Source organism: Sorangium sp. So ce145, assembly GCF_051525985.1.
GTDB classification, from domain to species: Bacteria; Myxococcota_A; Polyangia; order Polyangiales; family Polyangiaceae; genus Sorangium; species Sorangium cellulosum_B.
The window spans coordinates 538,684-559,561 of record NZ_CP150315.1 but is presented as its reverse complement, the minus strand read 5'-3'; the positions used below and the strand labels follow the sequence as shown (position 1 = coordinate 559,561).

Here is a 20,878-nt window from a genome sequence, read left to right as displayed (position 1 = left end):
CCTTCCTGCGTCCTGCTGCGGCGGTCTTATCTCATCTCGCGCCGCGGACGAGCGGCGAAATGACCTCACGCGCGCTCGAAGAGCGTCGCGATGCCCTGGCCGACCCCGATGCACAGCGAGGCGACCCCGACCTTGGCGCCGCGCGCGCGCATCGCATGCACGAGGGTGCACGCGATGCGCGCGCCCGAGCAGCCGATCGGGTGCCCGAGCGCGATCGCTCCGCCACGGACGTTGACGCGCGCCGGATCGAGCTCGAGCGCGCGCGAGCACGCGAGCGCCTGCGCCGCGAACGCCTCGTTGAGCTCGAAGAGGTCCACGTTGGGGACGCGCAGCCCGGTCCGCTGGAGGAGCTTCTTCACCGCCGGGATCGGCCCCTCCCCCATGAGGTTGGGATCCACCCCGGCGGTCGCCGTCGCGATCACCCGCGCGCGCGGCGTCGCGCCGGCGGCCTGCACGGCGTCGCCCGAGGCGAGCAGGAGGGCCGCGGCGCCGTCGTTGAGGGGCGACGAGTTGCCCGCCGTGACGGTCCCGCCCTCGCGGAAGGCGGGCTTGAGCTTCGACAGCGCCTCGAGCGAGGCGTCGGCGCGCACGCCCTCGTCGCGCTCGAACAGGACGGGCTCGCCCTTCTTCTGGGGGACGAGCACGGGGACCACCTCGGCGGCGAAGCCCCCCGACTCCCAGGCGAGCGTGGCGCGCTCGTGGGAGAGGAGCGCGAACCGATCCTGGTCGTCGCGGCTGATGCCGTGCTTCTTGGCCACGTTCTCGGCCGTCTCCCCCATCGACTGGAGCTCGAACCGCGCGGCCATCCGCGCGTTCGGATAGCGCCAGCCGAGGGTCGTATCGTAGACGGTCGGCGCGCTCCGCTCGAAGCGCTCGGCCTGCTTGGACATCGTGAACGGCGCGCGCGTCATGCTCTCGACGCCCCCCGCGATCGCGCAGTCGGCCTCTCCGGTGGCGATCATCCGCGCGGCGTCGGCCACCGCCTCGAGCCCCGAGCCGCAGAGGCGATTCACCGTCACGCCCGGGACCTCGTAAGGGAGGCCGGCGAGCAGCGCGGCCATGCGCGCGACGTTGCGGTTGTCCTCTCCGGCCTGGTTCGTCGCGCCGAGGACGACCTGATCGAGGCGCGGCGCAAGCGACGGATTGCGACGCACGAGCGCGTCGAGGACGTGCGCCGCGAGGTCGTCGGGGCGGACCGTCGCCAGGGCGCCGGCGTAACGGGCGATCGGGGTCCGGACGGCGTCGACGACGAAGACAGGGCGCAGGGCAGCAGCCATGACGAGAGCGTAGCGTCGCCTGGTCAGCGCGCAGCGGGAGATCGCGCGCGCCCTGGAATCTCCGCGCGGTTCGACGCGCGCCGCTCCGGCGTCGATGTCGCGTGTGTCCGCCCGGTCACGAAAGGGGTGAGCACAGCGGCCGCTCGAAAGGCCCGCGCGGACGCCGACCGATCGGCCCGATCCGCCCTGCACAGGGTGAAGAGGCGGCGCGCAGCGGCTCAGTAGCTATCGCTGGATCCGCCCCCGCCGGAGCGACCGCCGCCACCGCCACCGAACCCGCCGCCGCCGCTGCGGCCGCCGCCGCCGCCTCGGAAGAGGATCGCCTGGAGGACGAGCCACAGGAACCAGCGGAAGGAGGGCGAAATCAGCGCGAGCACGAGCGCCGCCACGATGGCGACGACCGTCACGCCGACCTTGATCGGCGAGACCGGAGCGGGCGCCGGCCGGGCGTCGCGCGCCGGACGGCGTTCCTCCTCGGGTGTCCCGGCGACGAGCGTCCTGGCGATCTCTGCCGTTCCCTGGTCGATGGCGTCGCGGAATCGATCCTGCCTGAGCAGCGGGTTGATGGTCTGCCGGATGATGTCGTTCGACTGGAGATCCGTGAGCGCTCCCCCCACGCCCTTGCCCGTCTCGATCCGGACGCGCCGCTCGTTCGGGGCGATCACGAGGAGAACGCCGTTGTCGGCCCCGCGCTGGCCGAGCTGCCAGGTGTTGAAGGCCTCGTAGGCGACGTCCTCGATCGTCTCGCCTTCGAGGGATCCGACCACGAAGGCGACGATCTCGAACCCTGTCTCGCGGCGGATGCGATCGAGCTTCGCGTCGAGAGCGCGGATGTCGGGCGGATCGAGCCGCCCGGCGGTGTCGACGACGTGCCCCGTGAGCGCCGGCGGCGTGAAGTCGGCCCGGGCGGGCCGCGCGACGAGCGCGCAGACCAGCGCGAACGCGGCCGCGACGGCGCTGGCCACGGCGCGCAGCCGCGCCCTGCTCGCGCCGATCCGGCGCATCGCCGCGCCCCTCATCAGAACGAGACCTTCGGCGCCGACTGGACCTCGGGAGAGGCGGTGAAATAGACGCGCGGCTTGAACGGCTGGCCCGTCGCCTTGTTCACCACCTGGCCCCGGATCTTCAGGAGCTCCGCGTTGTACTCGCGCGCCGCCTGGTTGTACTCCTCGCGCGCCCGGAGGATCCGGTTCTCGATCCCCTCCAGCTGGACCTGGAGGCTGTGGAAGCCCTGGTTCGCCTTGAGATCAGGGTATTGCTCCTGCACCATGAGGAGCCGCGAGAGCGAGCCGCTGAGCTGCTCCTGCGCCTTCTGGAAGGCCTGCACCTTCTCCGGATCCGTCAGATCGTCGGCGTTGAGCTGGACGCTTGTCGCGCGGGCGCGCGCCTCGGCGACGCTCGCCAGCGTCTGCTCCTCGTGCTTGGCCGACCCCTTCACGACCGCCACCAGGTTCGGGACCAGGTCGTAGCGCCGCTGGAGATTCGCCTCGAGATCGGACCATTTCTGGGCCGCGATCTGATCCTTCTCGACCAGCACGTCGTAGCGCTGGCAGCCGACGACGGACGCCATGACGGCGAGCACCGCCACGAACAGGGAGGCCACCGCGAGGCGCTTCCGAAATGTCGATTTGTGAACAATCCGCATGACTGGCTCCAGGGTCGCTTGCATTGCCCGTCGGGGTTGCGTCGCGAGGCGCCTTGCAAAACCCGGCCCCATGGCGCTCGCGGCGGGCTGGCGTGCTGCGGCGCGCCCGCGGCGTGATACCCTCTCCCTGTCGTGCCCTCGGTCGGCGCGCTCCATGCGCCGCGCAGGAGAGCCTCAGGGGAAGCCACACGCGTGGCACGCCGCCACAGGCGCCCAAGACGATGAGCCACCGCCCGCGCATCGCAGCCCATTCGCTCAGCCCCGCAGCTTATGCGCCGTACGGCGACATCCTCATGGCCTCGCCGCACGGCGAGCCCGGCAGGCCTGCCAACCAGGGGACGGCGCGGCGCTTCGATCACCTCGCCGCGATCGAGAACCTCCGCCCCGGGCACGCCTCGCTGAACGTCTCGGTGTTCCGCTGCGCCCCGCGCTCGAGCTTCCCGCTCCCGATCGCCCTGCTCGAGAAGCACCCCGGCTCGACCCAGGCGTTCGTGCCGATGAGCGCGCGGCGCTACCTCGTCGTCGTGGCCCTCGGCGGCGACAGGCCCGAGCTCACGACGCTCGGCGCCTTCATCGCCCACGGCGCCCAGGGCATCACCTATCGCCCCGGCGTGTGGCACCACCCCATGATCGCGCTCGACGCCGAGGCCGACTTCGTCTGCCTGGCCTGGGAGGACGGCTCTCCCGGCGACTGCGCCGTGGTCGAGTACGCGGAGGGCGAGCGGATCGCGGTCGCGATCGACCTGCTATAGAGGCGCCCCCCGCCATGCGCCGCTCGACCCCCAATTGCTCGTTCGTCGCGCAGGAGCAGCGAAGGCTGCTCGCCGCGCTCGACTCCCTCGACGTCGCCGACGTCGCCCGCATCCTCGAGGAGTTCGTCACGAACGAGCGCAGGGCCCGGCTGCGCGGCGTCATCGCGGCGCGCCTCGACGCCGTCACCGTGGCCATGGATGCGCCGCACGATCCCCACAACGGGGCCGCCGTGCTCCGCTCGTGCGACGCGTTCGGCTTGCAGCGGCTGCACATCATCGAGCGGGCCGAGCAGTTCCTGGTCTCGAACACGGTCTCGCGCGGCTCCGAGCGCTGGGTCGACGTGCGCACGCACGCGTCCACCGAGGCCGCGGTCGCCGAGCTCCGCGCCTCGGGGCACGAGCTCGTGGCGACCCACCCGGAGGGTGAGCTCACCCCGCGCGACCTCTCGAGCATCCCCCGCCTCGCGCTGGTGCTCGGCAACGAGCGCGACGGCATCCGCCCCGACCTGGCCGCCGCCTGCGCCCGCGCCGTGCGCGTCCCCATGCGCGGCTTCGCGGAGAGCCTCAACGTGAGCGTCACCGCGGCGATCCTGCTCGAGCACGCGACGAACGGCCGTCCCGGCGACCTGCCGGAGCCCTACCAGATCACGCTCTACGCGCGCGCGCTCGTGCTCACCGTCCCGCACGCGGCGGAGATCCTGGCCGCGCGGGGCATGCGCCTGCCCCTGCCCCTCGGAGGAACGCCGCCCCCTCCCCCGAAGCCGCGCGGCCCCAAGCCGCGGAAGCCGCCCGCGCCGCCCGTGCTCGAGACGCGCAGCGCCGGCGCCCCGCGGGAGCCTGAAGGCGGATAACATGCAGCCCCCCATGCGAAGCCCCGGTCCCCCGCGGCGCGAGCCGCGCGCCCGTCGCGCCGCGCCGCGCCCGCCGGCGCCTCACGGCCTCCGCGCGCGCCTCGCCAGCGCGGCGCGTGTCGCGACCGCCCTCGCCCTGCTCCTCGCCGGCTGCATCGAGGTGCCGCCGCCCCCGCCCAGGCCGCCCCTCCAGCCGAAGGACATCAAGGTCCCCGAGGGCGTCGGGCTCGAGATCGCCTGCACACCGACGGGGGTCGAGCTCTGCTTCGACGCCCGCGACAACAACTGCAACGGCGTGATCGACGAGGGCTGCGGGCTCCACACCGGGATCCTCCAGTTCACGATCGCGTGGGAGGAGCCCGAGGCCGACGTCGATCTCAACGTCTACGACCCGGCGGGAGAGCTCGCGCGCGTCGGGGAGCCGACGGCGAGCGGCCTCATGAAGGACCGCGACTGCCCGCGCGTGAGCGGCGAATGCCAGGAGCAGAACGTCGAGAACGTCTTCCTCACCGAGGGCGAGCCGGCGCGGGGCCGCTACCGCGTCGTCGTGCGGCTCGACAAGCTGAACGACGCGACGGCCCCCATCCGCGTCCGCCTGAGCGCGCGGGTCGGCCAGCGCTCGTACAGCATGGCGCTCGATCTGTCTCCCTCCGCCGCGACCGAAGAGAAGAGCGTCGAGTTCACGCTCTGAGCCGCTCGCGCGGCGCGCGCCGCCCGCGCCCCCGACGCGCCGCCCGCGCCCCCGACGCGGGAGGAGCCCCCAGCGCGCACCGACGTATCCGCCCTTGCAAGAACAGAAATCCGGCGAAGGAGCCCCGCGCGTTCCCGCGCCGCCGCGCGGTTGACGTCCGGCAGCCGCCCACCTTAAAAGATGTGGCCATTTTACACCTGGAGACGCCCCGCGAATGAATCCCACGTGGATGCTCACATTGCTCGTCGGCCTCTTCGCCGCCTTTGCGTGGAGCGCCAACCGGCGTTGGCAGCTCCTCAAGGTCGGGCGCGGGGAAGACCGGCTCGACCGGATCGCCGAGCGCCTCAAAGGCACCTGGGAGTACGCCTTCCGGCAGCGGAAGATGGGTTACTACCCGCTCGCCGGGCTGGCGCATAAGCTCATCTTCTTCGGATTCCTGGTTCTCCTGCTCCGGACGCTGATCCTGTGGGGACGCGGCTTCGACCCGTCGTTCGATCTGTGGATCCTGGGGCACGAGCCGGTGCGGCTTCCGGGCATCGGCGCGGTGCCGCTCGGCGGAATCTACGAGTTCGTGAAGGACGTCATGGCCACGCTGGTCGTGATGGGCGCGCTCGTGTTCATCTACTACCGGGCGATCAAGCGCGAGCGGCGCATGACCCTGTCCGGCGAGGGGCTCCTCATCCTCGGCATCATCGTCACGATGATGGTGAGCGACATGCTCTATGACGGCGCCTCGCTGGTGCTCCACCACCGCTGGTCCACGGCGGCGTGCGGCCCCGCGGACGCGGCGCTCTGCGAGCGCGTCGCCACCGTGACGGCCCCGTTCGCGGGCGTCCCCGCGGACCCGGCGGCGCTCCGCTGGCAGCTGTTCCCGGCCCCGGCGGGCTCGCTGTTCGCCGTCCTCCTGAGCGGCGCCGGCCCGGGGACGCTCGTCGTGCTCGCGCACATCGGGTTCTGGACGCACGTCACGCTGGTGCTCGTGTTCCTGAACCTGCTCCCGCACTCGAAGCACTTCCACATCATCACGTCGATCCCGAACGTCTTCACGCGCGACATCGGGGCGCGCGGCCGGCTGCCGCTCGTCGCGGGCAGCGCCGAGGCGATCGGCGAGATGGTCATGAAGGCGGCCGAGGAGCCCGAGAAGGCCGCCCCGGTCGGCGTCGCGCGCATCGAGGATTTCACCTGGAAGGCGATCCTCGACTTCTACACGTGCACCGAGTGCGGCCGCTGCAGCGACAACTGCCCGGCCCACAAGACGGGCAAGATCCTGAGCCCCAAGCAGCTCACCCTGGACCTGCGCGATCACCTGTACGGCCGAGAGGGGGAGTTCATCAACAGGCCGGGCGGCGCGCGAGGCGAGCCGCGCGCCGGCGACGGCCACGCGGCGCAGGCGAACGGGACCGACGGGGCGGCGGCGCAGGACGGGCAGGCGGCGGAGACGCAGGAGCACGGGGAGCAGGCGGCCCCGGAGAACCCGGTCCCGGTCCCCGAGGTCGCGTACAAGCCGGTCGACCTCGTGGCGAACGTCGTCCATCCGGACGTGCTCTGGGCCTGCACGACGTGCCGGGCCTGCGAGGAGCAGTGCCCGGTGATGATCAGCTACGTCGACAAGATCGTCTCCATGCGCCGCCACCTGGTCCTCGTGAAGGGCGAGTTCCCGGCGGAGCTCGGGAATCCGTTCAACGCGATGGAGGTCAACGGCAACCCCTGGAACCTCGCGCGCATCGACCGCGCCAACTGGGCCGAGGGGCTCGAGATCCCGACCATGGCCGAGAAGCCGCAGGCCCCCGTGCTCTACTGGGTCGGCTGCGCGGCGAGCTACGACGACCGCGCGAAGAAGATCGCCCGCGCGACCGCCAGGCTCCTGAAGGCCGCCGGCGTCGATTTCGCCATCCTCGGCCAGGAGGAGACCTGCACCGGCGATCCGGCGCGCCGCGCGGGCAACGAGTACCTCTTCGCGATGCTCGCCGAGCAGAACGCGGCGACCCTGAACGGCTACAAGGAGCAGGGCGGCGTCCGGAAGATCGTCACGACCTGCCCCCACTGCTTCAACACGCTCGCGAACGAGTACCCCGACTTCGGCGCGAAGTTCGAGGTCGTGCACCACACCGACTTCCTGCTCGGCCTGGTCGCCGAGAAGAAGCTCGTCCCCAGCAAGCCGGTCGAGGGGAAGGTGGTCTTCCACGACTCCTGCTACCTCGGCCGCTACAACGACGTGTACGAGCAGCCGCGCGACATCCTGAAGCGCATCCCCGGGCTGCAGCTCGTCGAGGCCGAGGGGTGGAACCGGCAGAAGGGGCTCTGCTGCGGCGCCGGCGGCGCGCAGATGTGGATGGAGGAGCAGAACAAGGACCGCGTGAACGTCAAGCGGACACTGCAGCTGCTCCAGACGGAGGCGAAGACCATCGCGACCGCCTGCCCGTTCTGCCAGACGATGATCACCGACGGCCTCAAGGATCAGTCCAAGGAGGAGTCGATCCGCCAGCTCGACGTGGTCGAGCTGCTCGAAGAGAGCTGCGCTCTCGACCGCTCGGCCGGCAGCCGCTCGGCCGCCGCCCAGGACGCCGCCGAGACGGCCGCGTCCGCCAGCGCCTGATCCGCCAGATTCCGTTGTTGTTGCACGCCGAAGCGGTACGTCATGCAGGCCATGACGCGCCGCTCCAGCGTGTTCGCCTACATCTGCGCCCTGGAGCAGGCCTGATGGTGTTCAGGCACAGCCTTCTCGTGCGTCCCGTCTCGGCCTGAGCTAGATTCGGCCCTGCCGCCGGAGGTGGATGTGATTGAAGGCGCTTTGAAGGGGACCGCGAACCTGGACCCCTGCCCTACGCCGGAGGGGACCGCAAGTGCGGATTACCGGCTCACGGGGACACTGGCCCAACCGATTTGCGTCTCGGTCGACGCGATCGCCGACAACGCGCTGCGCGCGCGTCAAGCAGCCTCAGGCGCAACCGAGCACCGCTGCGACGTGTGCGACAGGGCCATCGCGGGGGAGCCCCACGGGCGCGGCCTCTACGTGTGGTCGCGCGGCGACGAGCTCCGGTTCGAGGAGCCTGCCCTCTGCTGCCTCTGCTCGGTCGCCATCGGGATGACCGCGCTGTCCGCCTGGAACGTCGAAGAAGAAGAGGGCTGATCGCCCGCGGCCTGCCCGAAGCGCGGGCCGCGCCGCCCCCCCCGGCGCCCGCCGGACGGATCACCACACGTCAGAACGCCTCGCCGATCGCCAGGTTCACGGCGATGGGCAGCACATCGAACAGCTTGCCCGGGGGCCGCTCGTCCTCGGGCCAGCCTGCGGCTTCTGTCTCGTCGCAGACGCCGAGCACCTGCATGCAGGGAATGCGGTAGCCGACGTCGAAGCGCAGCGGTCCGACCGGCGTGACGTAGCGCAGCCCGAAGCCCGCCGAGAGGTGCAGGCGCTGCGCTCCCGAGCGGAACAGCCGGTGCTCCCGGGTGACATCGCCGGCGTCGGCGAAGATCACCGTACCGAAGCTCTCGCCGAGCGGTATCCGCAGCTCCAGGCTCGTCTCCCACAGCAGACGGCCTCCGATGGGGACCAGCGGGGCCTCCTCGTCGGCGCTGCCGCCGGCCGTCGGGCTCGGCACGCGGGCGTGCGGGCCGACCTCGTTGTACCCGTATCCGCGGTTGCTGGTCGCGCCTCCGCTGAAGAACCCGCGGAACTGCATCAGCTGAAGGTCGGCCCCCACGTCTCTCCGGCAACGGTCCCTGTCCATGCCCGCGAGGGCGTCGCACTGGGCAGGATCCACGGAGGCATCGCCGTAGCGGCCCGTGAACAGCCACCCGGTCATCAAGCGGAAACCCAGCGTCCATCTCCTCGAAACAGGGAGGTAGGCACGAAACTCGGGCTGAAGGCGGATGTCGCGCGCGGAGTGAAACCGCTTGTCCCGCTCGTCCTGCGCCTTCTCGCCGACCAGGGCCTCCGCGATCGCGGTGTCGAACCCCAGATAGCCGGCCAGCTGCGTGTCCAGCGCGATGTAATAGCCGTGATGGGGGGTGACCCTGTCGGGCTTCCCCGCCTGGTTCAGGCGGCGGTCATAGGAGACCTGAGCCTGGAGGTAAGGGATGAAGAGGGTCCCGAACCCGGAGGGCAGCCGCGCCGAATTGTAGGTGAACGGGCTGTTCAGCTGGACGTTGTAGAGGAGGGCCGCGTTCAGGTCCGATTTCAGGAAGGGCCGCTCGATTCCGATGGAACCGACGTACTCGCGGTAGCCGACGATCGCGTGCTCCGGTGCCCCCTGGGCAGCATCTGGTGCAGCTCCTGACTCCCCCTCGCCGGCGCCCCCCTTGTCCGGCTTGGTGCAGAACTCACCTGTCTGGGGGCAGTAGAGCTTGAACGAGCCGCGCAGCACCGCGGCCGTGCGCCGCTCGATCGCCCCGGGCTGGCGGAGCTCGGACCGGAGCTGGATCTCCGGCAAGAGGCGGAACGTGTCCCCGAGCTCCTTGCCGAGCAGGTTCGAGAACTCTACCGGATAGAAGACGAGCCCCGGCCGGGCCTCGATGCTGAAGCGGCGCAGCCCCCCGAGGAAGTTGCGATCTTCCCATCCGGCGACGAGGTGCGCCTCGACGCGCGAGCCGACCTCGGCGCCTCCGCCGAGCTTCACGGCGCGCAGCGCGGACGGCTGCACGGAGAAGGTCACGGGGACGACCGGGCTCCTGGGCTGTCCGGGCGGCGCGAGCTCGGGCTTCACGGCGACGGCGCCGAACACGCCGAAATCGGCGAGCGCCTGCTCTGCGTCCGCCAGATCCGCGGTCGAGAAGCGCTCGCCCTCCTCGATGCCGATCGCCGTCCTGACGGGCCCCTCGGGCAGCTCGCCGAGCCCCTCCAGCTTGACCTTGCCGAACCTGCACTCGGGGCCGAGCTCGATCGTGTAGCGGATCCGCGCCTCGTTCTTCACGAGGTCGACGTCCACGTGCCCCTCCACGTTCGCGTAGGCGAAGCCGCGATCCGTGAGGACCCGGAGCAGGTTCTTCTTGAGCTCCTCGTACCGAGCCTCGTCCAGGCGCTCGCCGACCTTGAGCTCGTCCTTCGCCTCGGTCACCGGCCGGCCGATGTCCCTGCCCTTCTCCAGGGTCCAGTCCCGCCACGCGAGATCCACCGACGCGATCTTCACCGGCGCGCCCTCGGAGACGACGATGCGCACCCGCACGCGCCCCTCCTTGCCGGGGCCGCCGAAGCGCTGCACCCGCGCCGCCCGCACCCGCGCCCCGTAGAACCCGCGCGCGCGGTAGTACCGCTCGATGCGGGCGAGGTCCCGCTCGAGGACGAACCGATCGAAGCGCTCGTACTCGACCGTGAGCGCGTCCCAGACGCTCAGGATCGGCACGGGCTCGAGCGCGCCGCCGAGGAGGCGCGAGCTCTCGGCCGTCGCGATCCGCGCGGCGAGCTCGTCGCCGCTGATCACGTCGTCGCCCTCGAACGAGACGTCCTCGATGGCGCACCCGCTGAGGTCGGGACGCGTACACGCCGGCGGTTGACGCGAAGCGGCACAGGCGGAGGCCCCGAGCACGGCGAACATCACGAGCGCTGCGGCGGCGGGACGAGGCATCGGGACCTGGACAACTGAGAGCGAACTTTCGGCTGTGCCGGCCGAAGCGCAATCGCCCCGAGGTGCGCGATGGCGAGGATTCAACGTTACGCCTGTGTTTTCGATATGCTGCGTCCGCTTCGGCCGCCGGGGGCCCCGCTCCAGTCTGGGCGGCCTTCGGAGAGCGGCGCGAGCGAGGGAGAGCCTACGAGATGGCAGAGCCGACGCAAAAGGAACCTGGTGCCGGTGGGTACCTCGGACATGGATTGGCGCACGAACCTGGGCCTCACGGGGTGCCCGCGAGCGCCGGCGCGCCGTCCGCGGGCCCGGCCCCCGAGGAGCGGCGTGGCGCCCTGAAGGCGCTCGTGGCGATCGGCGGTCTGGCCTGCGCCGGCGCGATCGCCGTACCGGCGGCGAGCTTCATCGCGGCTCCCGCCGCAGGCAGCGCCGGCGCCGCGGGCGGGCGCGAGCGCTGGGTCCGGGTCGGGCGCCTCGCGGACCTCCCGCCGGGCGAGCCGCGGCGGCTCAAGGTGATCGGCGAGGAGCGCGACGCCTTCACGGTCGCGAAGGACCAGATGCTCGGCGCGATCTGGGTCATCCGGGAGGGCGAGAAGATCCGCGCGATGAGCGCCACGTGCCCCCACCTCGGCTGCGGGATCGAGCTCAACGACGACAAGAAGAGCTTCAACTGTCCGTGCCACGCGTCGCGCTTCGGCCTGTCGGGTGCGCCTGAGACGGGGCCGTCCCCGCGCCCCATGGATCCGCTCGCGACGCGGGTCGTCGATGGCTGGCTCGAGGTGGACTTCCGGCGCTACCGTGACGGGGTCGCCGAGCTCCAGGAGATCGCAGGATGAGCCTCGGCGACTGGCTGAACGAGCGCATAGGGCACCGCGAGCCGCTGCGCCGGTTCCTCGACGCGCCGATCCCCGGCGGCGCGCGCATCGGTTACGTGTGGGGAGGCGCGCTCGCGCTGCTGCTGCTCGTCGAGGTCGTCACGGGCGCGCTGCTCATGTCGGCGTACGCCCCGAGCGCGACCACGGCGTGGGCGAGCGTCGCGCACATCAATTTCACCCTGCGCGCCGGGTGGCTCATCCGAGGCCTCCACTACTTCGGAGCGCAGGCGCTCGTCATCCTGGTCGCGATCCACGTGGCGCGGATCGCGCTCCACGGGGCGTACCGCGCGCCGCGCGAGATCGGCTGGTTTTTGACCCTCGGCCTGCTCGGCGTGATCCTCGGCTTCACCTTCACGGGCAACCCGCTCCCGTGGGACCAGGACGGCTACTGGGGCGCGCGCGTCGAGACGGGCATCATGGGCTCGGTCCCGGTGGTCGGGCCGTTCACGCAGCAGCTCGTCATCGGCGGGAGCTCGCTCGGCCACCTGACGCTGACGCGGCTCTACGGCCTGCACGTCTTCGTGCTGCCGGCGGTCATGGCGTTGCTGCTCGCCGCGAGCTTCGCGCAGTTCCGCAGGCACGGCTTCGGCACGCCGCACAACGCCGACCTCGGCAAGTCGGATCGGTTCTACCCGAAGCAGCTCGGCCTGATCCTGCTGGCCGTGGCGCTCGTGCTGGTCGTCGTGTTCGATCTCGCGGCCATGGAGCACGGCGCCCCGCTCGAGGCGCCGGCGGATCCCGTCAGCGACTACAACGCCCGCCCCGCCTGGTACTTCCGCCCGCTCTTCGAGCTGCGCAAGTACTTCCCCGGCTCGCTGGAGCTCATCGCGACCGTCGGCCTGCCGGGGGTGGTCGGGCTGTACCTTGCGCTGCTGCCGTTCATCGACAGGAAGCCCGGCCCGCTCCGGGCGCGGCTGCCGGCGCTCGCGCCGCTGTTCTTGATCGGCCTCGGGGCCGTCGGCCTGCTGGGGACGTCGTTCGTGAAGGACGCGAAGGACGAGGGCTTCCAGCGCTCGGAGGCGCAGAGCGCCGCGCGGACCGCGCGCGCGGTGGCGCTGTTCAAGCAAGGCGTCCCGCCCGAGGGGGCGCTCGCGATGCTCCGGAACGACCCGGAGACGCGCGGCGAGGACCTCTACAAGAAGGAGTGCGCGAGCTGCCACCGGCTCAACGATCTCGGGCCGCCCAAGGACAAGCAGACGGCGCCGGACCTCACCGGGTTCGGGACGAAGGCCTGGGCGCTCGAGGTGCTGAGGGATCCCGACGCCGACCACCTCTTCGGCAAGACCGCGTTCAAGGAGATGATGCCGTCGGCGGTGAAGCCGCCCGCGGATCCCGAGGCGGCGAAGGTGTTCACGCCGATGAGCGAGGCCGACCAGGAGACGATCGCCGCGTTCCTCGAGGGGCAGGCGCGCGGGGAGCCCGGCGCCGGGACGCCCGGAGAGAAGATGGTCCGGCAGCGGTGCACGAGCTGCCACCGGCTCGACGGCAAGACCGACGACGAGGAGTCGGCCGCCCCCGAGCTCCGCGGCTGGGCCTCGATCGCGTGGATCGAGGCGCAGATCACGAACCCCGGCAGCGGCAAGGCCTACCCGCCGGCCGCGATGGCGAAGGACCTGGAAGGCCACATGCCGGCGTTCGAGGAGAAGCTCTCCGCGAACGACCGGAAGGTCCTCGCCGCCTGGGTGTACCGCCGCGGCCGCGGTGAGCCCGGGACGACGGTCGCCGCCAAGGCGCCCGACAAGAAGCCCTGAGCGAGCCGCCCGCCGGCGCTCGCTGCCCCGCCCTTTCCTCCTCTCGATCCCCTTCTCGATGAGCGCCGCCGCGGCGCGCGCGCGGCTCGTGGACGCTCGCGCGGCTCGTTGGACGCGCGCCGATCCGTTCGGGTCAAGGCGCGCGCTGTGACAGGCGCTCGCGCGGGCGCTCCGGCGCGACGGGCCGGCACGCGCGGTGCTGCGCGTCCCGGGAGGGAGGGTCGGTGGCGACATTGTGCACGGTCGCCTCCACGCCGGCGTGCGCGCGGCGCTCGCCTCGATCGCAGGCAGCGGTCGTGCCCCAGAAAGAGCAGGACCCGTGGACCTGGATGCGGCTGTGAAGCACCACTTCCTGTGGATCGCGGGCACGATGATCGCGTCCGCCGCCTACTTTCAGGCGTCGGGGGTGTCTCACCTGATCGGGAGGACGATCATCCCGGACAGAGCCACGAGGCTCTCTTCCTTGCCCCCTGCGTCCCGCCGCGCGCTGCGCGACGGCCTCCACGCGACGAGCGCTGAAGCGATCCTCCAGCGCAACCCGTTCGACTCGGCGACGGGGCCGCTCCTCCCGCCCCCGGGCGGCGCGCCCGAGGAGCGCGCGCCCGCGGCGCACGGCGATCCGTGGAGCGATCCGACCTGCGACGCCGGACGCGTGGTGCTCATCGCGGCGTCGCAGGACGCCGCGTGGTCGTTCGCGGCCATCGAGGGCCCCGACGGGCAGACGCAGCTCCGCCGGCTCGGCGGCGACGCGGCGGGAGGCACGCTCACGCGCATCGCGTGGGACCGCGTCTGGATCACCGCGGGCGGCGCCCGCTGCCAGATGCAGCTCGGGAAGGCCGGGAAGAGCGCGCGCGAGGAGGCGCCCGCGCCGCAGCCCCGGCCTGAGGCGAGGCCGGTCGGGAGCGACAACAACCTGAACTCGATCCCGCCGGAGATCGCCGCCCGCATCCGGCGGGTGAGCGCCACGGAGTTCAACGTCGACCGCGCGGCGGTCGATCAGATCCTCGAGCAGCAGGCGCTCCTCATGCGCTCCGCCCGGGTGACCCCGGAGCGACGAGGAGACCAGGTCGTCGGGCTGAAGCTCAGGATCAGGCGAGGCTCGCTGCTGGAGACGCTCGGGCTGGAGAGCGGAGACACCCTGAGGTCGATCAACGGCTTCGACGTCACGGATCCCCAGAAGGCGCTGGAGGCCTACGCGCGGCTCCGGACCGCGAACCGCCTGTCCGTCGCGATCGAGCGCGGCGGGCAGCTGATGACGGTCGACTTCAACATCCGCTGAGGACCCGGGCCGGGCGCGCGCGGAGCTCAGCCGAAGGCGTCGACGGCCACCCTGGCCGCCTGGCCCGAGAGCGACGGCGGCGCGACCGCCTCCCACCACGCCGCCGCGTGCTGCTCGGTCCAGTCGGCGTCCATGCGGAGCGCGGCGAGCCGCTCGGACAGCTCGCGCGCCGACTGCGGCCGCCGCGCGGGGTCCTTCTCGAGGCAGTCGAGCACGATGCGGTCGAGCGCGGGCGGGATCGCGCGCGCCGCGCGCTTCGAAGGCGCGACGGGCGCCTCCGTCGCGTGGAGCAACATCGTCTTCATCGCCGTCTCGGCGTCGAACACGAGGGCGCCGGTGAGCAGCCAGTAGGCGACGCACCCGAGCGCGTAGATGTCGGTCCGGCCGTCGATCGGGCGGTCGCCCAGCACCACCTCCGGGGCCATGAACGCGGGCGTGCCGGTGATCGCGTTGTCCGCCGTCAGCTTGGAGGGATCCGCGTCTTTCCTGCGCTGGGCCACCAGCCCGAAGTCGAGCACCTTCAAGAAGTCGAGGTCTGCGCCGTAGCGGCACAGGAAGAGGTTGGCGGGCTTGATGTCGCGGTGCACGAAGAAGGCCTTGTGCGCCTCGTGGAGCGAGTGGCAGACCTGCCGGAGCAGGTGGACCACGCGCGCGGGCGGCTGCGGGCCGTCCAGCTTGACGAGGGTCTCGAGGTCCATGCCGTCGAGCAATTCCATCACGTAGTAGAACGACCCGTCGCGGGCGACGCCGAAGTCGAAGATCCCGATCGTGTGCGGCGATCGGAGCGCGGCGGTCGCCTGCGCCTCGCGCTCGAACCGCGCCTTCGCGTTGCCGTTGCTCGATGGCTCGCCCTGGAACGCCTCGGGTCGGATCAGCTTCACGGCCGCGGGGCGGGCGAGCATCCGGTGCTTCGCCCGCCACACCTCGCCCATGCCGCCGCCGCCGAGCCGCTCGACGAGCCGGTAGCTGCCGAGCTCCCGCGCCGCGTCGAGCTTGCGCCCGAGCCCGAAGACGACGCGCGACACGAGGACGGAGAGCGCGAGCGCGATGACGCTCGGGAAGAAGCGGCGGAGCATCGCCTCGTGCGAGGGCGGCTCCATGAAGCCCGAGCGGACGAGCACCCAGAGGCAGGCCGGATCGGTGAGGATCGCCAGCGTCGAGGTGAACAGCGTGCGCACGCTCGGGGCGGGGACGATGATGGGAAACATGAGCACCCAGACGGCCACCGGCGGCCACCCCGGCAACACCGGCCCCTCCGGCCACGGCTGCGCGTTGGAGATGACCGAGAGCAGCGCGGCGCCCAGGATCTTGTAGGCGAACGAGAGATCGACGATCCGCGGCGGCGACAGGAGCCCCTTCCGCGCGATGACGAAGAGCGCGGCCGAGACCAGCATGAACGGCAGGAAGACCGCGACGCGGATCGGGTACGGGCCGAGCTCGAGGCCCGGGAAGATCTCCGACACGAGGAAGCCGAGGGAGCCCGCCACGATCGTGCAGAGCGCCATCCACGCGACGCGCCTCGTCGCCTCCTGCTCGAGGTCCGGGGGGAGGCGCGGCGACAGCCACTCCCAGCGCGGCCTCGCGCAGGTCTTGCTGGCGTCGGGGCCGAGGAAGACGGTCTCGCTCATGGAGTCGCGCGCGCAGCCCACGGCCGCGTCGGTCTGCTCTAGGGGAGGAGGAAGGCGGCGGGAATAGAAGAGTCGCGCGCGCGGCGCGCGCCTCTCGGCACGCGCACGGCCGGGCGTCTTCGCGTGCGGGCGGACTCGGCCAGCCCGCGCGGGGAGCGTTACTTGATGAAGACCTGCGCGGCCGCGATCCCCGCGCCCTTCGTCGCCTTGAGGATCACCTTGCCCGGACCGCCGATCGGCAGGGGGTTCTTCCAGCAGCCGGAGGCCTTGCCGCCGAGCGTCGCCGCGGCGCCGGTGGTGCTGTCCTGCGCGAGCACGACGGGCGGCAGCGCGGGCGCGGGCTGCGAGACGAGCTGGATGTCGAGCTCCTGGACCCCGAGGCCGATGCCGACGACCGTGTAGCACTTGCCGGGCGAGATGTTGATCTGCTGCTCGAGCGCCTGGCCCTCCTGGAACTGCCCCGCGAACGGCCCGCCGTCCGGCTTCATCCCCGGGGCCTCCGTCGTGCCCATCCCCTGCAGGATCGGCGTCGCGGCCACCGCGGCGACCGGCGGGATCGGCGTGGCGGCGGAGCCCGCGGGCGCGGCGGTGGTGGTGGGCGTGGGCACCGCCGTCGCCGGCGTGGTCGGCACGGCGGAGGCGCACCACTGGCCCGGAGGGCACGGGTTGTTCGGGTCGATCGTCGGCTCGGGGGTCGACGAGCACGCGAGCGCTCCGAGCGCGGCGAGGGAGAGCGGGAGTACGTGGAAGACACGCATCATGAGAATGCTCCTTCGATGGGCATGAGCTCGCCCGATCGCAGAACGAGTGCCAGCGCTTCTTACACCGGCTGCGGTTCGACGTGTGGGCCGAGCTCACGAAGCAGCGATCTCGACAGCGCGCGGGGTGCAACCGGACGCAAGCCGAACGCAGCCGCGCCGCTTTGCGCCCCGCGCGTGGCGTGCTACCGAAGTCGGGCCCGCGTGGTCTTGCAATCCCGAGTAGCTAAACTATACACGTGATCCGCGTCATCTGCGTGGGGACGGCAGTGCGCGCCCAGTGGCGGACTCCGCAGCGTGCCTTGCCTCCTGGCCACCTCTGGCCCGGGCGGCGTGCTCACGCCGCACAGGGCCCGAGCCGCTGCATCCTGTGCGCCCGGCGTCGTCGCGCGGACAACGCGCATCGCCGGAGCAGCCATGAGCCAGGATCAAAAGCCCCCTCCCGCCGAAGGCAGCGCCCTCTGGTACAAGGACGCCATCATCTACGAGGTCCATGTCCGCGCGTTCAGCGACTCGAACGCGGACGGCATCGGCGACTTCGAGGGGCTCGTCGACAAGCTCGATTACCTCCAAGATCTCGGCGTCACCGCGATCTGGCTCCTGCCCTTCTACCCCTCGCCGCTGCGCGACGGCGGATACGACATCGCGGACTACGCCAACATCAACCCGTCTTACGGGACCCGGCGCGAGTTCGCCCGCCTCCTGCGCGAGGCGCACCGCCGCGACATCCGCGTCATCACCGAGCTCGTCCTGAACCACACCTCGAACGAGCATGAGTGGTTCCAGCGGGCGCGGACCTCGCCCAAGGGCTCGCGCTGGCGCGATTTCTACGTGTGGAGCGACACGCCTCACCGCTACAAGGACGCCCGGATCATCTTCAAGGACTTCGAGACATCGAACTGGGCCTGGGATCCGGTCGCCAACGCCTATTACTGGCACCGCTTCTACTCCCACCAGCCCGATCTCAACTTCGAGAACCCGGACGTCCACGCCGCCGTCTTCAAGGTGGTCGATTTCTGGCTGGAGATGGGCGTCGACGGGCTCCGGCTCGACGCCGTGCCGTACCTCTACGAGCGCGAAGGGACGAACTGCGAGAACCTGCCGGAGACGCACGAGTTTTTGCGGAAGCTCCGGCGCCACATCGACGCGAACTTCGCCGATCGCATGCTCCTCGCGGAGGCGAACCAGTGGCCCGCCGACGCCGCGGCGTACTTCGGGAGCGGCGACGAGTGCCACATGAACTTCCACTTCCCGCTCATGCCCAGGATGTTCATGGCGGTCGAGCTCGAGGACAGCTTCCCGATCGTCAACATCCTGAAGCAGACGCCCGTTGTCCACGAGACGTGTCAGTGGGCGACGTTCCTCCGGAACCACGACGAGCTGACGCTCGAGATGGTGACCGACGAGGACCGGGACTACATGTACCGCGTCTACGCGCAGGAGCACACGGCGCGCATCAACCTGGGCATCCGCCGGCGGCTCGCCCCGCTCATGAAGACGCGGCGCAGGATCGAGCTGATGAACGCGCTGCTCTTCTCGCTGCCGGGGACCCCCGTCCTTTACTACGGCGACGAGATCGGGATGGGCGACAACATCTATCTCGGCGATCGCGACGGGGTGCGCACGCCGATGCAGTGGAGCGCCGATCGGAACGCCGGATTCTCCAGGGCGAACCCGCAGAAGCTCTATCTGCCGATCATCATCGACCCCGAGTACCACTACGAGGCGATCAACGTCGAGGCGCAGCAGCAGAACCCGGCTTCGCTCCTCTGGTGGATGAAGCGGCTCATCACCCTGCGCAAGCAGAACAAGGTGCTCGGCCGCGGGACGATCGAGTTCCTGCACCCGGACAACAGCAAGGTGCTCGCGTTCATCCGCGCGCACGCGGACGAGCGGCTGCTCATCGTCGCGAACCTCTCTCGGTACGCGCAGCACGTCGAGCTCGATCTCGCGCGCTTCGAGGGGATGGTGCCTGTCGAGCTGTTCGGCAGGAGCCGCTTCCCGGAGATCACGAGCCGCGGTTACTCCCTGTCGCTCGGTCCGCACGACTTCTTCTGGTTCGCGCTGGAGCCGGCGACGCCGGCGATCTCCGCGGGCGACGCCGAGGCGGCGCCCGCGATCGCGACGAAGGGCTCGTGGCGGACGCTCCTCTCCCCGGAGGGGCGCAGGGTGCTCGAGCCGGCGCTCGGGAAGTTCATCGCGGCGCGGCGCTGGTTCCGCGGCAAGGCGCGCACGCGGCGCGCCACGACCCTCGCGGACGTCATCCCGATCCTGCGCGGCGAGCAGACCGCGGCGGAGCACTACCTCCTGCTCGCGCGCGTCGAGTACACGGACGGCTCGCCGGAGACGTATGTCGTGCCGATCGGCTTCGCCACGGGCGACTACGCGCGGACGCTCGCGACGCGCGCGCGCCACGCGGTGATCGCGGACGTCACGATCCGCGATCCCGAGCCGGAGAGCGCGGCGGCGCCGGAGGGCGTCCTCTACGACGCGCTGGCGACCCCGGAGTTCGCCGCGCTCGTCCTCGCCGCGATCCGGGCGCAGGGGGTCGCGACGGGCTCCGTCGGCGAGCTCCACGCGCTGCCGCTCGGGACGACGCTCGAGACGCTCGGCGCCGACGGAGAGCTCCCGGCGCGCATCTCCGAGAGCGAGCAGAGCAACACGACCATCATCTACGGCGACAAGCTCCTCCTCAAGATCTTCCGGCAGGTCGAGGAGGGCATCAACCCGGAGCTCGAGATCGGCCGGTACCTGACGGAGCACCAGTTCCCTGCCACGGCGCGGCTCGCCGGGGCGATCGAGTACCAGGCCCGCGGTCGCGAGGCGACCACGGTGGCGATGCTCCAGGAGTACGTGCAGAGCCAGAGCGACGCGTGGAAGAGCACGCTCGAGGCGCTGAACCGCTTCTTCGAGCGGGTGCTCGCCGACGAGACGGCGAAGGGGGGCGCGCCGCCGATCCCGGCCGGCACGCTGGTCGACGCGTCGCGCGCGACGCCGCCGCCGCTCGTGAACCAGCTCATGGGCACCGAGCTCGTGAGGATGCGGCTGCTCGGCGAGCGCACCGCGCAGCTCCACCTCACGCTCGGCAAGCCGAGCAAGGACCCCGCGTTCGGGCAGCAGTCGTTCTCGACGCTGCACCAGCAGTCGATCTTCCAGTCGGCGCACAACATGCTCGCGCGCACCTTCGCGCTGCTGAGGAAGCGGGAGCGCTCGCTCCCCGAGAGCGTGCGGGAGCATGTGTCGGCGATGCTGCCGCGCGAGGCAGAGATCAACGCGAAGCTCCAGCAGATCGTGTCGAGGAAGTTCGACATCCCCCGCATCCGGACGCACGGCGACTTCCACCTCGGCCAGGTGCTCTCGACGGGCGACGACTTCATCCTGATCGATTTCGAGGGGGAGCCGGCGAGACCGCTGAGCGAGCGCCGCTACAAGCGCGGCCCGCTCCGGGACGTGGGCGGGATGCTGCGCTCGTTCGACTACGCCGGCGCCTCGGCGCTCCGGGACGCGCGCCTCCGGCCGGAGGACGTCGCCGTCCTCAAGCCGTGGACCGATGCCTGGGTGACGTGGATCTCCGCGAGCTACCTCGCGGGATACATGGAGACGGTCGCGCGCGCTCAGGCGACCGCCGAGCCGCGGACCGACGAGACGGCGCCGTACCTGCCAGCGAGCGACGCGGACACGGTGCTCCTGATCGACTTCTACATGCTCGAGAAGTGCATTTACGAGGTCGGCTACGAGCTCAACAACCGGCCTGACTGGCTGGACATCCCGCTGCGCGGGCTGGAGCGTCTGATCACGCCCAGAGCATAGGAG

At 71.3% G+C, this 20,878-nt stretch carries 15 protein-coding genes; 9 read left to right on the top strand and 6 right to left on the bottom strand.

Going from position 1 to position 20,878, the window contains the following annotated elements:
- Positions 1 to 65 precede the first annotated feature (65 nt).
- The 3 genes from WMF34_RS02040 to WMF34_RS02030 all read right to left on the bottom strand — a co-directional run bounded on the left by WMF34_RS02040 (position 66) and on the right by WMF34_RS02030 (position 2,922).
- Positions 66 to 1,277: a thiolase family protein gene (locus tag WMF34_RS02040; RefSeq protein ID WP_012233008.1), complete on the bottom strand. Its 1,212-nt coding sequence runs from the start codon at positions 1,275 to 1,277 to the stop codon at positions 66 to 68.
- A gap of 218 nt (positions 1,278 to 1,495) precedes the next feature.
- On the bottom strand, positions 1,496 to 2,281 hold the full coding sequence (locus WMF34_RS02035; protein WP_437992250.1) for a TPM domain-containing protein: 786 nt from the start codon (positions 2,279 to 2,281) through the stop codon (positions 1,496 to 1,498).
- A 14-nt stretch (positions 2,282 to 2,295) separates the two neighbouring features.
- Positions 2,296 to 2,922, bottom strand: coding sequence for a LemA family protein (locus WMF34_RS02030; RefSeq protein ID WP_437992249.1), 627 nt, complete (start codon positions 2,920 to 2,922; stop codon positions 2,296 to 2,298).
- 221 nt (positions 2,923 to 3,143) lie between these two features.
- On the opposite strand from WMF34_RS02030, the gene WMF34_RS02025 reads away from it, so the two are divergent.
- The 5 genes from WMF34_RS02025 to WMF34_RS02005 all read left to right on the top strand — a co-directional run bounded on the left by WMF34_RS02025 (position 3,144) and on the right by WMF34_RS02005 (position 8,346).
- On the top strand, positions 3,144 to 3,674 hold the full coding sequence (locus WMF34_RS02025; protein ID WP_012233005.1) for an ureidoglycolate lyase: 531 nt from the start codon (positions 3,144 to 3,146) through the stop codon (positions 3,672 to 3,674).
- Positions 3,675 to 3,688: 14 nt separating this feature from the next.
- The gene (locus tag WMF34_RS02020) at positions 3,689 to 4,525 is read left to right on the top strand and encodes a TrmH family RNA methyltransferase (RefSeq protein WP_437992248.1); all 837 of its coding nucleotides are present in this window, start codon (positions 3,689 to 3,691) and stop codon (positions 4,523 to 4,525) included.
- 13 nt (positions 4,526 to 4,538) lie between these two features.
- On the top strand, positions 4,539 to 5,216 hold the full coding sequence (locus tag WMF34_RS02015; RefSeq protein WP_437992247.1) for a hypothetical protein: 678 nt from the start codon (positions 4,539 to 4,541) through the stop codon (positions 5,214 to 5,216).
- A 229-nt stretch (positions 5,217 to 5,445) separates the two neighbouring features.
- Positions 5,446 to 7,812: a (Fe-S)-binding protein gene (locus WMF34_RS02010; protein ID WP_437992246.1), complete on the top strand. Its 2,367-nt coding sequence runs from the start codon at positions 5,446 to 5,448 to the stop codon at positions 7,810 to 7,812.
- A 369-nt stretch (positions 7,813 to 8,181) separates the two neighbouring features.
- Positions 8,182 to 8,346, top strand: coding sequence for a hypothetical protein (locus WMF34_RS02005; RefSeq protein WP_157906386.1), 165 nt, complete (start codon positions 8,182 to 8,184; stop codon positions 8,344 to 8,346).
- A gap of 70 nt (positions 8,347 to 8,416) precedes the next feature.
- Here the strand turns inward: WMF34_RS02005 and WMF34_RS02000 are convergent, their stop codons facing one another.
- Positions 8,417 to 10,777, bottom strand: a complete 2,361-nt coding sequence (locus WMF34_RS02000; RefSeq protein WP_437992245.1) for an autotransporter assembly complex protein TamA — start codon at positions 10,775 to 10,777, stop codon at positions 8,417 to 8,419.
- Between the two features lie 245 nt (positions 10,778 to 11,022).
- Between WMF34_RS02000 and WMF34_RS01995 the strand changes: the two genes are divergently transcribed.
- The 3 genes from WMF34_RS01995 (at position 11,023) to gspC (ending at position 14,679) form a co-directional block, all read left to right on the top strand.
- The gene (locus WMF34_RS01995) at positions 11,023 to 11,610 is read left to right on the top strand and encodes a ubiquinol-cytochrome c reductase iron-sulfur subunit (protein ID WP_437992244.1); all 588 of its coding nucleotides are present in this window, start codon (positions 11,023 to 11,025) and stop codon (positions 11,608 to 11,610) included.
- On the top strand, positions 11,607 to 13,400 hold the full coding sequence (locus tag WMF34_RS01990; RefSeq protein WP_012233000.1) for a cytochrome b N-terminal domain-containing protein: 1,794 nt from the start codon (positions 11,607 to 11,609) through the stop codon (positions 13,398 to 13,400). Before WMF34_RS01995 ends, WMF34_RS01990 begins: the two co-directional genes overlap by 4 nt.
- A 319-nt stretch (positions 13,401 to 13,719) precedes the next feature.
- The gene (gene gspC, locus WMF34_RS01985) at positions 13,720 to 14,679 is read left to right on the top strand and encodes a type II secretion system protein GspC (protein WP_437992243.1); all 960 of its coding nucleotides are present in this window, start codon (positions 13,720 to 13,722) and stop codon (positions 14,677 to 14,679) included.
- Between the two features lie 26 nt (positions 14,680 to 14,705).
- On the opposite strand, the gene WMF34_RS01980 is transcribed toward gspC, so the two are convergent.
- Together WMF34_RS01980 and WMF34_RS01975 are read right to left on the bottom strand one after the other, a co-directional pair.
- Complete coding sequence (locus tag WMF34_RS01980) at positions 14,706 to 16,307, bottom strand: serine/threonine-protein kinase (RefSeq protein WP_437992242.1); 1,602 nt, start codon at positions 16,305 to 16,307, stop codon at positions 14,706 to 14,708.
- A 158-nt stretch (positions 16,308 to 16,465) separates the two neighbouring features.
- The gene (locus WMF34_RS01975) at positions 16,466 to 17,068 is read right to left on the bottom strand and encodes a hypothetical protein (RefSeq protein WP_012232997.1); all 603 of its coding nucleotides are present in this window, start codon (positions 17,066 to 17,068) and stop codon (positions 16,466 to 16,468) included.
- 414 nt (positions 17,069 to 17,482) lie between these two features.
- Here WMF34_RS01975 and treS point away from each other — a divergent pair, with 414 nt between their 5' ends.
- Positions 17,483 to 20,875, top strand: coding sequence for a maltose alpha-D-glucosyltransferase (gene treS, locus WMF34_RS01970; RefSeq protein ID WP_012232996.1), 3,393 nt, complete (start codon positions 17,483 to 17,485; stop codon positions 20,873 to 20,875).
- Positions 20,876 to 20,878: the final 3 nt, after the last annotated feature.

Coding starts and splice junctions, on each gene's coding strand:
- WMF34_RS02040 (WP_012233008.1), bottom strand. CDS start 1,277: ATGGCTGCTGCCCTGCGCCCTGTCTTCGTCGTCGACGCCGTCCGGACC.
- WMF34_RS02035 (WP_437992250.1), bottom strand. CDS start 2,281: ATGCGCCGGATCGGCGCGAGCAGGGCGCGGCTGCGCGCCGTGGCCAGC.
- WMF34_RS02030 (WP_437992249.1), bottom strand. CDS start 2,922: ATGCGGATTGTTCACAAATCGACATTTCGGAAGCGCCTCGCGGTGGCC.
- WMF34_RS02025 (WP_012233005.1), top strand. CDS start 3,144: ATGAGCCACCGCCCGCGCATCGCAGCCCATTCGCTCAGCCCCGCAGCT.
- WMF34_RS02020 (WP_437992248.1), top strand. CDS start 3,689: ATGCGCCGCTCGACCCCCAATTGCTCGTTCGTCGCGCAGGAGCAGCGA.
- WMF34_RS02015 (WP_437992247.1), top strand. CDS start 4,539: ATGCGAAGCCCCGGTCCCCCGCGGCGCGAGCCGCGCGCCCGTCGCGCC.
- WMF34_RS02010 (WP_437992246.1), top strand. CDS start 5,446: ATGCTCACATTGCTCGTCGGCCTCTTCGCCGCCTTTGCGTGGAGCGCC.
- WMF34_RS02000 (WP_437992245.1), bottom strand. CDS start 10,777: ATGCCTCGTCCCGCCGCCGCAGCGCTCGTGATGTTCGCCGTGCTCGGG.
- WMF34_RS01990 (WP_012233000.1), top strand. CDS start 11,607: ATGAGCCTCGGCGACTGGCTGAACGAGCGCATAGGGCACCGCGAGCCG.
- WMF34_RS01980 (WP_437992242.1), bottom strand. CDS start 16,307: ATGAGCGAGACCGTCTTCCTCGGCCCCGACGCCAGCAAGACCTGCGCG.
- WMF34_RS01975 (WP_012232997.1), bottom strand. CDS start 17,068: ATGATGCGTGTCTTCCACGTACTCCCGCTCTCCCTCGCCGCGCTCGGA.
- treS (WP_012232996.1), top strand. CDS start 17,483: ATGAGCCAGGATCAAAAGCCCCCTCCCGCCGAAGGCAGCGCCCTCTGG.